Origin of the sequence: Enterobacter sp. E20 (genome assembly GCF_000801755.2) — a bacterium.
Taxonomy (GTDB): domain Bacteria; phylum Pseudomonadota; class Gammaproteobacteria; order Enterobacterales; family Enterobacteriaceae; genus Enterobacter; species Enterobacter asburiae_B.
Genome location: NZ_CP012999.1, coordinates 3858847 through 3871680, shown reverse-complemented (window position 1 = coordinate 3871680; position 12834 = coordinate 3858847). Strand labels below are relative to the sequence as shown.

The window sequence follows — 12834 nt, the reverse complement described above, 5'->3', positions numbered from 1 at the left end:
AACCTCTGCCTGTGGGCGGAGGTTTTTTTTGCGCAATAATTGGCTTAGTCCATATCGATAAAGATGAAAAATCCATACTAAAAAATCACAAATGACGGCAATCACACTTTTATTGCTTAAATATTAACTGATTAGTAAAAATACGTGATTATTCGCCACGAGTTGAAATTGTAATGTCCATCACAGAACCGTATGCCGTAGCGGAATAATCCATAACTTCGCGATTTCCTGCCTGACACTTTTCTTCGCTTTCTCGTAATTTCAGTTAACGAATTTTGCTGTTGAGGCAGGAAAAATATGACATCGATAAATGACTCTACCCTAATGCCCGCTGCGCTGCGTGATACTCGCCGCATGAACCAGTTTGTCTCCATTGCCGCCGCCGTGGCGGGCCTGTTATTTGGACTGGATATCGGCGTCATTGCCGGCGCACTACCGTTTATTACCGATCACTTTACCCTCAGCAGTCGCCTGCAGGAGTGGGTGGTGAGCAGCATGATGCTCGGCGCGGCCATCGGCGCGCTGTTCAACGGCTGGCTGTCGTTCCGCCTGGGGCGCAAATACAGCCTGATGGTCGGGGCGATTCTGTTCGTTGCCGGCTCCATTGGCTCGGCGTTTGCCGCTAACGTTGAAATCCTCCTGCTCTCCCGCGTGCTGCTGGGCGTGGCGGTGGGGATTGCCTCCTACACCGCGCCGCTTTATCTCTCCGAAATGGCGAGCGAAAACGTGCGCGGCAAGATGATCAGCATGTATCAGCTGATGGTCACGCTGGGTATTGTGCTGGCGTTCCTGTCTGACACCTACTTCAGCTACAGCGGCAACTGGCGCGCGATGCTGGGCGTGCTGGCCTTACCGGCGCTGGTGCTGATCGTCCTGGTGATTTTCCTGCCAAACAGCCCGCGCTGGCTGGCGCAAAAAGGGCGTCACGTGGAGGCGGAAGAGGTTCTGCGCATGCTGCGCGATACCTCGGAAAAAGCGCGCGAAGAGCTGAACGAAATCCGCGAAAGCCTGAAGCTAAAGCAGGGCGGCTGGGCGTTGTTTAAGAGCAACCGCAACGTGCGCCGCGCGGTCTTCCTCGGCATGTTGCTGCAGGCAATGCAGCAGTTCACCGGCATGAACATCATCATGTATTACGCGCCGCGCATTTTCAAAATGGCCGGGTTTACCACTACGGAACAGCAGATGATTGCGACTCTGGTGGTCGGGCTGACCTTCATGTTCGCCACCTTTATTGCGGTATTCACCGTGGACAAAGCCGGGCGTAAACCGGCGCTGAAAATTGGCTTCAGCGTGATGGCGCTCGGTACGCTGATCCTGGGCTACTGCCTGATGCAGTTTGATAACGGCACGGCCTCAAGCGGGCTTTCCTGGCTTTCTGTCGGTATGACCATGATGTGTATCGCAGGTTACGCGATGAGCGCCGCGCCGGTGGTGTGGATCCTGTGCTCCGAAATTCAGCCGCTCAAATGCCGTGACTTTGGCATCACCTGTTCCACGACCACCAACTGGGTGTCGAACATGATCATCGGCGCGACGTTCCTGACGCTGCTGGACGCGATTGGCGCTGCCGGAACCTTCTGGCTCTATACGGTGCTGAACGTAGCGTTTATTGGCGTTACGTTCTGGCTGATCCCGGAAACCAAAGGCGTGACGCTGGAACATATCGAGCGCAAGCTGATGGCAGGAGAGAAACTGCGGAACATCGGCGTGTGATTGTTTTGCCTGTTCGAAGGCTTCACTCTATGCCGTAACTGGAAAAGAAAAAGGTGGCTTAGCCACAATAATAATGTGACTAAGATCACTACTAACTCTGGTAGGGAGTAGACACAGAGAGGGAACTGGCATTAGGATTTTTCTTAGATTGTTGAATTGTCGGGCCACCGCTATCAATTGAGCAAAGACGCGTTGCAGCCGGAAAAAGAAGAATCACTATGTCAGAAATGGATTTAAGAAAAAGCACGGACCTCGACTTTCCCCGTTTTGCCGCCCCGGCTGTAAGCGCAAAAGAGATAGATCTTCTGGGATTGTTTGAGGTCCTTCTGGCGGCGAAAAAACGTATCGCCGCCATTATCTTTACTTTCGCGCTGGTGGGGCTGGCCGTTTCATTTTTACTGCCGCAGAAATGGACCAGTAAAGCGGTGATCACCCCGGCAGAACAGCTGCAGTGGAACCCACTGCGCCAGATGATGGTGGCGTTACAGGTGCTTGATGTGGACGTGAAGATCACCCGTCCGCAAACTTTTAACCTGTTTATTAAAAAGTTCCAGTCACAGTCATTGCTCGAAGAGTATATGACAACCTCTCCTTACGTAACATCGAAGCTGCAAGGCACCACGGTGGATCCGCTTGAGCTGCATCGCGCGATAGTCAACATTTCAGATCGAATGAAAGCGGTGAATAACGCTCAGGGAAAAGAGGCGGATAAAACGCCTTATGTTTCCTGGACATTGAGCTTCACTGCACCGACAGCTGACGATGCGCAAGCCGTCCTGGCGGGGTACATTGATTATATCGCGGCTATTGTAGAAAAAGAGACGGTGCAGAATATCCGCAACCTGATCGCCCTAAAAACGAACGTCGTTGAGCAGCAGCTGGAACTGGATCGAGTTCGTCTGACCAATATTCACAATACCAACCTGCAGCGACTGAATTATTCGCTGGAAGTGGCAAATGCCGCAGGCATCAAGAGGCCGGTTTACAGCAACGGGCAGGCCGTAAAAGATGACCCGGATTACTCCGTTGCGCTCGGTGCTGACGGTATCGCGCAAAAGCTGCAGATTGAAAAAAATTTGAAGGACGTAACCGAGCTGAATGCGGATTTCCAGAACAGGGAATACTACCTCGCACAGCTGAAAAAGCTCTCCTTCGCCGATGTTAAACTTGAGCCATTCAGGTACCAGCTTTCTCCCTCCATGCCGGTGAAAAAGGATGGCCCGGGCAAGGCTCTGATTGTTGTTCTGGCGGCGCTTCTGGGGGGGATGTTTGCCTGCGGTAGCGTTTTACTGCGCGAGGCGATGCTCACCCGTACTTCGCCGCCAGAGCCGGTGGCGAAATAAGCTCTGCAGTTTAAAAAGGCGCTGAATACAGCGCCTTTTTTTATGTACTTCGGTTGTGTTAAAAAAGAAACAAAGAAAAGGAGGGATGATGAAAACGATCGGCCTGTTAGGTGGAATGAGCTGGGAATCGACAATCCCTTATTACCGCCTGATTAATGAAGGGGTAAAGCAGCGTCTGGGTGGTCTGCACTCCGCAAGCCTGCTGCTGCACAGCGTTGATTTCCATGAAATCGAAGCCTGCCAGTCGAGCGGGGAGTGGGATAAAGCCGGAGAGATCCTGGCCCAGGCGGCGCTGGGACTGGAGCGTGCCGGCGCCGAGGGTATCGTGCTTTGTACCAATACCATGCACAAAGTGGCGTCGCATATTGAGGACCGCTGCTCGCTGCCGTTTTTGCATATCGCGGACGCGACCGGTCGTGCGATTGCCGCATCCGGTATGCGCCGCGTAGCGCTTTTGGGCACACGCTACACCATGGAACAGGATTTTTATCGCGGGCGTTTGCACAGTGAATTTGGGATCGAGAGCCTTATCCCGGATGAAGACGATCGGGCGCGCATCAATCAGATTATCTTTGACGAGCTCTGCCTCGGCACCTTCAGCGAATCTTCCCGGGCGTATTACGTCAGCGTGATTGAAACGCTGGCGCAGCAGGGGGCGGAAGGGGTGATCTTCGGCTGCACCGAGATTGGCCTGCTGGTGCCGGCCGAGCGAAGCCCCATCCCGGTATTCGATACCACCGCCATTCACGCGGCAGATGCCGTGGCGTTTATGCTGTCATAACGGGTTTTGCAGGTCAGGTAAACGAAGCGCCACCTGACGCGCGTGCTCCATTAAGTGTTCGGTGAAAGCGTCCACCAGCGCGGAAGCCGGACGGTGCAGCGGGCGGATCAGGCTCACGGTGAACGGGACGGACACGCTAAAGCGGCGGATGACGATCCCGCTTCCGGCATAATCCAGCGCCGTGAGCGGATTCACCACCGCGACGCCGACGCCCGCCCGCACCATCGCGCAAATCGAAGCCGCGCTGTGCGTTTCCACCACCATTCGCCGTTTGACCTGATGCTCGGCAAACAGCGTATCCAGCAGCTGTCTGTAACTGTCTGTCTGCGAAAGGCTAATGTAGTTTTCCCCGTGGAAATCCTCCGGTGTGAGCACCGCCTTACCGGCAAGCCGATGTCCGGCGGGCAGAACGCACACTTCATCTAACGAGATCAGCTCCGTGCGTGCCGTTCCCGCTGGCGTGGAAAGGGTTTCGGTTAAGCCTAAATCATGGCGCTGGGCCGAAAGCCACTCTTCAAGCAGGGGGGATTCCTGAGGAACGATAGTGAGGCTGACCTCCGGGTATCGGGCCAGAAAGGGCTGCAGCAGCATCGGCAAAAAGGATTGCGAAAAGACGGGCAGACAGACGATCGACAGCTCGCCCTGGCGAAACTCGCGCAGGCTTTCCGCTGCACTCACTATTCTGTCCAGTCCGTACCAGGAGCGCTGGACTTCCTCGAACAGGCGCAACCCCTGCACCGTCGGGTGAAGCCTGCCCCGGGTACGCTCGAACAGCTTCAGCCCCAGCACTTTCTCGAAGCGCGCCAGCTCGCGGCTCACCGTCGGCTGTGAGGTATGCAGCATCTGTGCGGCTTCGGTGAGATTGCCGGTGGTCATCACGGCGTGAAAAATCTCGATGTGGCGTAAATTGACGGCGGGCATAGGGCACCTGAAAGCAGATAACTATCCATATCATTTTTGCATAGACTCGCGATAAAACGATATTTTTTATTCTCTTCGCGCTGTGGCGTAATCTTCAAAACGCATTTACCCGGAGAAGACCATGCCACGCCCGCTGAACCAGACTGAGACCGATTTGAACGCCGATAACCTGCTGCGCCTGCCTGCCGAGTTTGGCTGCCCGGTGTGGGTCTACGACGCGCAGATCGTTCGCGAGAAGATCGCCGCCCTGCATCAGTTTGACGTGGTGCGTTTTGCCCAAAAGGCGTGCTCCAATATTCATATTCTGCGCCTGATGCGTGAGCAGGGCGTGAAGGTCGACTCCGTTTCGCTTGGCGAAATCGAGCGCGCGCTGGCGGCCGGATTCGATCCGAAAGCCGACGGCGACGCGATCGTCTTCACCGCCGATGTGATCGACGATGCGACGCTTGCGCGCGTCCACGAACTGCAGATCCCGGTGAATGCCGGTTCTGTAGATATGCTGGAGCAGCTGGGTCAGGTTTCTCCCGGCCATCGCGTCTGGCTGCGCGTGAATCCAGGCTTTGGTCATGGTCACAGCCAAAAAACCAATACCGGCGGTGAAAACAGCAAGCACGGGATCTGGTATGCCGATATGCCTGCCGCGCTGGAGGTATTACAGCGCTATGGCCTGAAGCTGGTGGGGATTCATATGCACATTGGCTCTGGCGTCGATTACGGCCACCTGGAGCAGGTGTGCGGTGCGATGGTGCACCAGGTTGTCGACTTCGGTCAGGATCTGGAGGCGATCTCAGCCGGTGGCGGCCTCTCCATTCCCTATCGCGAAGGCGAAGAGGCGATCGATACCGATCACTATTACGGTCTGTGGAGCGCCGCGCGCGACCAAATCGCCGCGCATCTTGGTCACGCGGTGAAGCTGGAAATTGAGCCGGGTCGTTTCCTGGTGGCGGAAGCCGGCGTGCTGGTTTCGCAGGTGCGCAGCGTCAAAGAGATGGGGTCTCGCCACTTCGTCTTGATTGATGCAGGCTTTAACGATCTGATGCGTCCGTCCATGTACGGCAGCTATCACCACATTACCGCCCTGGCTGCCGACGGCCGTGATTTAACGCAGGCGCCGCGCGTTGAGACGGTCGTTGCGGGCCCGCTGTGCGAATCGGGTGACGTGTTTACCCAGCAGGAAGGCGGCAAAGTGGAGACTCGCGCGCTGCCAGAGGTCAAACCGGGTGATTATCTTGTGCTGCATGATACCGGTGCCTACGGGGCGTCGATGTCATCTAACTACAACAGCCGCCCGCTGCTGCCGGAAGTGCTGTTTGATAACGGCAAGGCACGGCTGATCCGTCGTCGCCAGACCATTCAGGAACTGCTGGCTTTAGAACTCATCTGATGAAAGTACGGCCCCGTTGTGACCGAATCGCGTAACACCAGCGTGCCGGTAAACGGCGGGATAGCATCGACCGGCTGGTTTTTTGCCAGCCGGATCGCCTGATCGATGGCCGTGACAATCATATTGTCGATGGGCAGATAAACCGATGAGAGCGCGGGCTCCAGCCATTTCGCGCTTGGGGCATCGTCAAAGCCGAACAGTGAAATATCCTGCGGAATTTTAAGCCCCGCCTGGTGTAACGCTTTGGATGCACCAAGGGCCATATCGTCGTTACAGGCAAACAGGGCGCTAAACGGCACTCCGTCGGCAATCAACTCCTTGCACAGCTCGTATCCCCGCGTCATTCCCGCATCGCCGTACTTTATCCGACGCTCGTCCAGACGAATGCCGTGCTTTTCCAGCGCCTTACGGTAGCCCATCAGCCGCGCTTTACCCGTGGGGGTGTGGATCGGAACGGTGATACAGGCGATCTCCCGATGGCCCTGGGCGATCAGGTAATCCACGGCCTTAAATGCGGCATCCTGCTGTTCGAAAAACACGCAGCGATCCGGCGCCTGGCTTACTTCACGGTTAATGACCACCAGCGGCGTTTTTACGGTGTTCATCAGTTTGACGATCGCTTTTTCGCTCATGTAGCGCGTGTAAAGCACGATGGCATCGCACTGGCGATCGGCCAGCATCTGCACCGCCTGTTCTTCCTGTTCCGGCGCGTCGTGACCGTCGGTGACGATCAGCTGTTTCCCGTGAGTTTCCGTCTGCCGCGACGCCTGCTGGAGAAGACGACCAAAGTAAAAGCCGTCGAAGGTCGAGACGACCAGGCCAATGCTGTTGCTGGTCTGGTTAGCCAGCGAACGCGCGAGGAAGTTCGGGCGATATCCCAGCTCTTCCATCGCAGCAAAGACCTGCTGACGCGTACTCTCTTTAACCTGACCTGTGCCGTTCAGCACGCGCGAGACGGTAGCCTTCGACACGCCCGCACGCAGTGAGACATCCAGCATTGTTGCCATTCTACATTCCTGCTTCCACGTAATGATTTGCAGTTTAACACAGACCTCACGGCGTATAAGCGATGCGGGAAGCGCAAAACTTCTGCCACGATCACGCTTTTTGGTCACGATTCGTCTGGCCTGCGTGAAGTAAAACTAAATAGTCTGACTCTGGTAAAATAATCGCCGAACCGAGCTGGGGCGACAGGCCAGCAAATACATGAGAAAACGCAGGTGAAACGTGAAAAACATAGCCATCCTCCCGCTTTACCAGGCACCGCACTATGCGGAGCAGGTCACCGACTGGCTCTGGCAGGCCTTTGGCGAAGGGCTTTCTCGGGAATTTTTCCACAGCATTATTGAGCACAGCCAGACGCCGGGAGCATTACCGCTGACCTTTATCGCCGTAGAAGACGAACAGCTTGTTGGTACGGTAGGGCTCTGGCGCTGCGATTTGATCACCCGTCAGGATCTCTTTCCGTGGCTGGCGGCGCTCTACGTTGACGACGCGGCGCGAGGCAAGGGGCTGGCAGGAAAGCTACAGCAGCACGTTATTACCCGGGCCGCGCAGGCGGGATATGAAGAACTGCACCTCTGGTCTGCCTGCCGCGATTTCTACGAACGTTACGGCTGGCAGTATATCGGTGATGGGCTGGAATACCCCAACACGCGGGTTCACCTCTATCGCTATTCGCTCTGCGCTTCCGCAGGTGACGCAACGGAGTGACGGCGAACCAGCGTCGGGCTAAACAGATGCGTAATATCCGGCGGCTGGCGCTGTTCAGCCAGCGCTAGCGCCAGCTCGGCGGCCTGCGTTGCCATGGTGATTATCGGGTAGCGTACGGTGGTCAGACGCGGGCGCACGTAACGAGAGACCAGCACGTCATCGAAGCCAATCAGCGAAATTTCTGCCGGTACCTCAATCCCGTTGTCATTCAGCACCCCCATTGCCCCTGCGGCCATCGAGTCGTTATAGCTGGCAACCGCCGTGAAATTTCGTCCGCGACCGAGCAGCTCGGTCATGGCCTGTTCACCGCCGCTCTCATCCGGTTCACCGTAGGCCACCAGACGGTCATTACACGGCAGGCCGTTTTCGCGCAGAGCGTCGTAGTAGCCCTGCAGGCGGTCTTCCGCATCAGAAATCGGGTGATTGGAACAGAGATAGCCAATCCGGGTATGGCCCTGTTGAATCAGATGACGGGTCGCAAGCCAGGCACCGTAGCGGTCGTCGAGGGCCACACAGCGTTTTTCAAACCCGGGAATAATGCGGTTAATGATCACCATTCCAGGCATCTGCTTCATCAGGTGAATCAGTTCGGCATCCGGGATCATTTTGGCGTGAACCACCAGCGCCGCGCAGCGGTGGCGGATCAGCTGCTCGATGGCCTGGCGTTCTTTTTGCTCATTATGATAGCCGTTGCCGATCAGCAAAAAATTGCCCGTCTGATAAGAGACCTGTTCAACCGCTTTCACCATGGCGCCGAAAAAGGGGTCGGAAACATCACCCACTACCAGCCCAATGGTTTCGGTGGACTGCTGGGCGAGCGCGCGGGCATTAGCATTGGGATGATAATTCAGGGATTCCATGGCGGTTTGTACCGCCTGGCGCGATGCGTCACTGGCTTTTGGGGAGTCGTTAATCACGCGAGAGACGGTTGCCACAGACACACCTGCCAGACGGGCCACATCCTTTATTGTCGCCATTCATTACCTTCTTATTGGGGGTAAGCGTTTACACACCAAATAGTGTTGCGGAAAAGCGGTGCGCATTCAAGGGGAGCGGATTTCCGCGCTCCACAAACGTGACGCAGGACAACCCTGGTAGTGTAATCGTTACACGCGCAGTCGTGTCTGAAGAATGTCAATCTGAACCTTTGGTTACACTTTGCGTCAGGCTGTTGCGATTGGCCAATGGCGAGGTGGTCAAAGAGGTTGATACAGTCAAAGTCCCAGAGGTATTGATAGGTGGAATCAACTCCGGTTGATTAACACGCTTTACACCAACCTGCGTTTTTACGCAGGTTTTTTTTTGCCTGATAGTTCAATCTGTAACAGCAACAGAGAATATTCACACCTGGTTGCACTTCGGCTCATTCCCTTGCGTTTTCCTGCTGGCGAAGCGCAGGACGAACGGCCACAATCAAGATCCCAGAGGTATTGATTGGTGAGAATTCTTAGTACGGTTTCGTACTCATCTCTTGCACCAACCTGCGCGGATGCGCAGGTTTTTTTTCGCCTCCACTTTTGCTGTCGCTCCCGTATCACTTCTCGTGTAATCTGCCACCATTTACTATCAACCCTCCACACTGGCCGGCAAAGGGAGTTGAGATGCTATTTGGGTTCTTCCGTACACTGTTCCGTATTCTTTTTCGCATCCGCGTCACTGGCGATGCCCAGGCGCTTCGCGGTGAACGCGTTCTTATCACACCAAATCATGTTTCCTTTATAGACGGCATTCTGCTGGCGCTATTTTTACCCGTGCGCCCGGTGTTTGCGGTCTATACCTCTATCAGCCAGCAGTGGTACATGCGCTGGCTCACGCCGCTGATTGATTTTGTGCCGCTCGACCCGACAAAGCCGATGATGATTAAGCATCTGGTGCGTCTGGTTGAGCAGGGGCGTCCGGTGGTTATTTTCCCGGAAGGGCGTATTTCAGTGACCGGTTCGCTGATGAAAATCTACGACGGGGCGGGGTTTGTTGCCGCGAAATCAAAAGCGACCGTGGTGCCGCTGCGCATTGAAGGCGCAGAGTTGACCTATTTCAGCCGCCTGAAGGGGCTGGTGAAGCAGCGTCTGTTCCCAAAAATCACGCTGCATATTCTGCCGCCCACGTCGTTACCGATGCCGGAAGCGCCGCGTGCTCGCGATCGCCGTAAAATCGCCGGGGAAATGCTGCATCAGATTATGATGGAAGCGCGCATGGCCGTGCGCCCGCGCGAAACGCTGTACGAGTCTCTGCTTTCCGCGCAGCACCGCTATGGCGCGAAGAAAAACTGCATCGAAGATATCAACTTTACCCCGGATACCTATCGCAAGCTGCTGACCAAGACCCTGTTTGTGGGCCGCATTCTTGAGAAGTACAGCAAAAAGGGGGAAAAGATTGGCCTGATGCTGCCTAACGCGGGCATCAGCGCGGCGGTGATTTTTGGTGCGGTTTCCCGGGGGCGCATCCCGGCAATGATGAACTACACGGCGGGGTTGAAAGGACTGACCAGCGCCATCACCGCTGCCCAGATTAATACCGTCTTTACTTCCCGTCAGTTCCTGGACAAAGGCAAGCTCTGGCATCTTCCCGAGCAGCTCACCCAGGTGCGCTGGGTCTTCCTGGAAGATTTGAAAGCGGACGTCACCACCGGCGACAAGCTGTGGATTTTTGCTCACCTGCTGATGCCGCGTCTGGCGCAGGTCAAACAGCAGCCGGAAGATGACGCGATTATCCTCTTCACGTCGGGTTCGGAGGGCAACCCGAAAGGCGTCGTCCACAGCCACAAGAGCATTCTGGCGAACGTTGAGCAGATCAAAAGCATTGCCGACTTTACCGCGAATGACCGTTTTATGTCGGCGCTGCCGCTGTTCCACTCCTTTGGCCTGACGGTGGGGCTGTTTACGCCGCTGCTGACCGGCGCAGAAGTGTTCCTTTATCCAAGCCCGCTGCATTACCGGATTGTGCCGGAGCTGGTGTATGACCGTAACTGCACCGTCCTGTTCGGCACATCAACGTTCCTCGGCAACTATGCGCGTTTTGCTAATCCGTACGATTTCTATCGCGTGCGGTATGTGGTGGCCGGTGCGGAAAAACTGCAGGAGAGCACGCGTCAGATCTGGCAGGACAAGTTTGGCCTGCGCATTCTCGAAGGCTATGGCGTTACCGAGTGTGCTCCTGTGGTCTCGATTAACGTACCGATGGCGGCGAAGCCGGGTACGGTGGGCCGAATTCTGCCGGGGATGGACGCGCGTCTGCTGGCCGTGCCGGGCATTGAAGACGGTGGCCGTCTGCAGCTGAAAGGGCCAAACGTGATGAACGGTTATCTGCGCGTGGAAAACCCAGGCGTGCTTGAGGTGCCGACGGCTGAAAACGTCAACGGCGAGGTTGAAACCGGCTGGTACGACACCGGTGATATTGTCCGTTTTGATGAACAAGGCTTTGTACAGATTCAGGGACGCGCGAAGCGCTTCGCCAAAATCGCCGGTGAAATGGTCTCGCTGGAAATGGTTGAGCAACTGGCGACGGCCGTGTCCGCGGATAAGATGCATGCGACGGTAGTGAAGAGCGATGCCAGCAAAGGCGAGGCGCTGGTGCTGTTTACAACCGACGCTGAGCTTAAGCGCGACAGGTTACTGAGCTATGCGCGTGAACACGGTATTCCTGAACTGGCAGTGCCGCGCGATATTCGCTACCTGAAGCAGCTCCCGGTGCTGGGTAGCGGGAAGCCCGATTTCGTGACCCTGAAAGGCATGGTTGAAGAGGCGGAACAGCAAAATGCGTGAGTCAGTACACACTAACACATCGCTCAGATCGAAAGGCATGATGGCCGTTATCGCCGCACAGTTTCTCTCTGCGTTCGGTGATAACGCGCTGCTGTTTGCCACGCTGGCGCTGCTGAAGGCCGAGTTTTACCCCGACTGGAGCCAGCCGATCCTGCAGATGGTGTTTGTGGGCGCTTACATTATCTTTGCTCCGTTCGTCGGGCAGGTGGCGGACAGTTTCCCGAAAGGCCGGGTGATGATGTTTGCCAACGGCCTCAAGCTGCTGGGTGCCGCCAGCATTTGCTTTGGCTTCAACCCGTTTATTGGCTACACGCTGGTGGGCATCGGCGCTGCCGCCTACTCTCCGGCGAAGTATGGCATTCTCGGAGAGCTGACCACGGGCGATAAGCTGGTGAAAGCCAACGGCCTGATGGAGTCGTCAACCATTGCCGCAATCCTGCTCGGATCCGTCGCGGGCGGCGTACTGGCCGACTGGCATGTCCTGGCGGCACTGGGCATCTGCGCGGTGGTGTATGGCGGGGCGGTTGTGGCGAACCTGTTTATTCCCAAACTGCCGGTGGCTCGCCCGGGGCAATCCTGGCGCTTTAAACCAATGACCGGCAGTTTCTTTACCGCCTGTCGCGTGCTGTGGCGTAACGGAGAAACGCGTTTTTCCCTGATGGGAACCAGCATGTTCTGGGGCGCGGGCGTCACGCTGCGCTTCCTGCTGGTGCTGTGGGTGCCGGTAGCTCTGGGGATTACCGACAACGCGACGCCGACCTATCTTAACGCGATGGTGGCCATCGGCATTGTGGTGGGGGCAGGCGCGGCGGCGAAGCTGGTGACGCTCGAGACCGTAGCACGCTGCATGCCCGCAGGGATCCTGATTGGCGTTGTGGTGCTGATTTTCTCGCTGCAACATGCGTTATTGCCTGCGTATGTCCTCCTCATTCTGATTGGTATTCTGGGCGGTTTCTTCGTGGTACCGCTGAACGCGTTGCTGCAGGAACGTGGCAAGCAGACCGTCGGGGCGGGGAACGCCATCGCGGTACAAAACCTGGGTGAAAACCTGGCGATGCTGCTAATGCTGGGGCTCTACTCGCTGGCGGTAAAAGTCGGTGTGCCGGTGGTGGGGATTGGCGTCGGGTTTGGCGGGCTTTTTGCGCTGGCGATTGCGGGATTGTGGATCTGGCAACGTCGGCGCTGATAAGTGCGGCCTGATGCCCTCACTCCGGCCCT

The 12834-nt window shown here is 56.3% G+C and carries 10 protein-coding genes; 7 read left to right on the top strand and 3 right to left on the bottom strand.

The annotated features are described in order from the left end of the window. The first annotated feature begins 297 nt into the window (after window positions 1–297). The 3 genes from araE to NI40_RS17980 all read left to right on the top strand — a co-directional run bounded on the left by araE (window position 298) and on the right by NI40_RS17980 (window position 3837). A complete protein-coding gene (araE, locus tag NI40_RS17990) occupies window positions 298–1713 on the top strand; it encodes an arabinose-proton symporter AraE (RefSeq protein WP_039263318.1) in 1416 nt (471 codons plus the stop codon). A gap of 218 nt (window positions 1714–1931) precedes the next feature. Beyond that, on the top strand, window positions 1932–3056 hold the full coding sequence (wzz(fepE), locus tag NI40_RS17985) for an LPS O-antigen length regulator Wzz(fepE) (protein ID WP_039263319.1): 1125 nt from the start codon (window positions 1932–1934) through the stop codon (window positions 3054–3056). Window positions 3057–3144: 88 nt separating this feature from the next. Then, complete coding sequence (locus NI40_RS17980) at window positions 3145–3837, top strand: aspartate/glutamate racemase (RefSeq protein ID WP_039263320.1); 693 nt, start codon at window positions 3145–3147, stop codon at window positions 3835–3837. On the opposite strand, the gene NI40_RS17975 is transcribed toward NI40_RS17980, so the two are convergent. Continuing rightward, entirely contained in the window at window positions 3832–4758 is a 927-nt protein-coding gene (locus NI40_RS17975; protein ID WP_033146451.1) for a LysR family transcriptional regulator, read from the bottom strand. The two genes, NI40_RS17980 and NI40_RS17975, sit on opposite strands and share 6 nt — an antisense overlap. Window positions 4759–4879: 121 nt before the next feature. Here NI40_RS17975 and lysA point away from each other — a divergent pair, with 121 nt between their 5' ends. Then, window positions 4880–6142 (top strand): diaminopimelate decarboxylase, encoded by a 1263-nt coding sequence (gene lysA / locus NI40_RS17970; protein ID WP_039263321.1) that lies wholly within the window; start codon window positions 4880–4882, stop codon window positions 6140–6142. On the opposite strand, the gene NI40_RS17965 is transcribed toward lysA, so the two are convergent. Continuing rightward, a complete protein-coding gene (locus NI40_RS17965; protein WP_033146449.1) occupies window positions 6112–7149 on the bottom strand; it encodes a LacI family DNA-binding transcriptional regulator in 1038 nt (345 codons plus the stop codon). The genes lysA and NI40_RS17965 overlap by 31 nt on opposite strands. Window positions 7150–7378: 229 nt before the next feature. On the opposite strand from NI40_RS17965, the gene NI40_RS17960 reads away from it, so the two are divergent. Then, the gene (locus NI40_RS17960; protein WP_039263473.1) at window positions 7379–7855 is read left to right on the top strand and encodes a GNAT family N-acetyltransferase; all 477 of its coding nucleotides are present in this window, start codon (window positions 7379–7381) and stop codon (window positions 7853–7855) included. Here the strand turns inward: NI40_RS17960 and galR are convergent. Beyond that, window positions 7816–8832 carry an HTH-type transcriptional regulator GalR gene (galR, locus tag NI40_RS17955; protein WP_023309052.1) on the bottom strand — a complete coding sequence of 339 codons (1017 nt, stop codon included), beginning with the start codon at window positions 8830–8832 and terminating at the stop codon, window positions 7816–7818. The genes NI40_RS17960 and galR overlap by 40 nt on opposite strands. A 624-nt stretch (window positions 8833–9456) precedes the next feature. Here galR and aas point away from each other — a divergent pair. Both aas and lplT read left to right on the top strand, forming a co-directional pair. Continuing rightward, window positions 9457–11616, top strand: a complete 2160-nt coding sequence (aas, locus tag NI40_RS17950) for a bifunctional acyl-ACP--phospholipid O-acyltransferase/long-chain-fatty-acid--ACP ligase (RefSeq protein WP_039263322.1) — start codon at window positions 9457–9459, stop codon at window positions 11614–11616. Further along, window positions 11609–12802 carry a lysophospholipid transporter LplT gene (lplT, locus tag NI40_RS17945; RefSeq protein WP_047060028.1) on the top strand — a complete coding sequence of 398 codons (1194 nt, stop codon included), beginning with the start codon at window positions 11609–11611 and terminating at the stop codon, window positions 12800–12802. Before aas ends, lplT begins: the two co-directional genes overlap by 8 nt. Window positions 12803–12834: the final 32 nt, after the last annotated feature.

Excerpts from the sequence above, each read along its gene's own strand:
- araE (WP_039263318.1), top strand. The coding sequence starts at position 298 with ATGACATCGATAAATGACTCTACCCTAATGCCCGCTGCGCTGCGTGAT.
- NI40_RS17980 (WP_039263320.1), top strand. The coding sequence starts at position 3,145 with ATGAAAACGATCGGCCTGTTAGGTGGAATGAGCTGGGAATCGACAATC.
- NI40_RS17975 (WP_033146451.1), bottom strand. The coding sequence starts at position 4,758 with ATGCCCGCCGTCAATTTACGCCACATCGAGATTTTTCACGCCGTGATG.
- lysA (WP_039263321.1), top strand. The coding sequence starts at position 4,880 with ATGCCACGCCCGCTGAACCAGACTGAGACCGATTTGAACGCCGATAAC.
- NI40_RS17965 (WP_033146449.1), bottom strand. The coding sequence starts at position 7,149 with ATGGCAACAATGCTGGATGTCTCACTGCGTGCGGGCGTGTCGAAGGCT.
- galR (WP_023309052.1), bottom strand. The coding sequence starts at position 8,832 with ATGGCGACAATAAAGGATGTGGCCCGTCTGGCAGGTGTGTCTGTGGCA.
- aas (WP_039263322.1), top strand. The coding sequence starts at position 9,457 with ATGCTATTTGGGTTCTTCCGTACACTGTTCCGTATTCTTTTTCGCATC.
- lplT (WP_047060028.1), top strand. The coding sequence starts at position 11,609 with ATGCGTGAGTCAGTACACACTAACACATCGCTCAGATCGAAAGGCATG.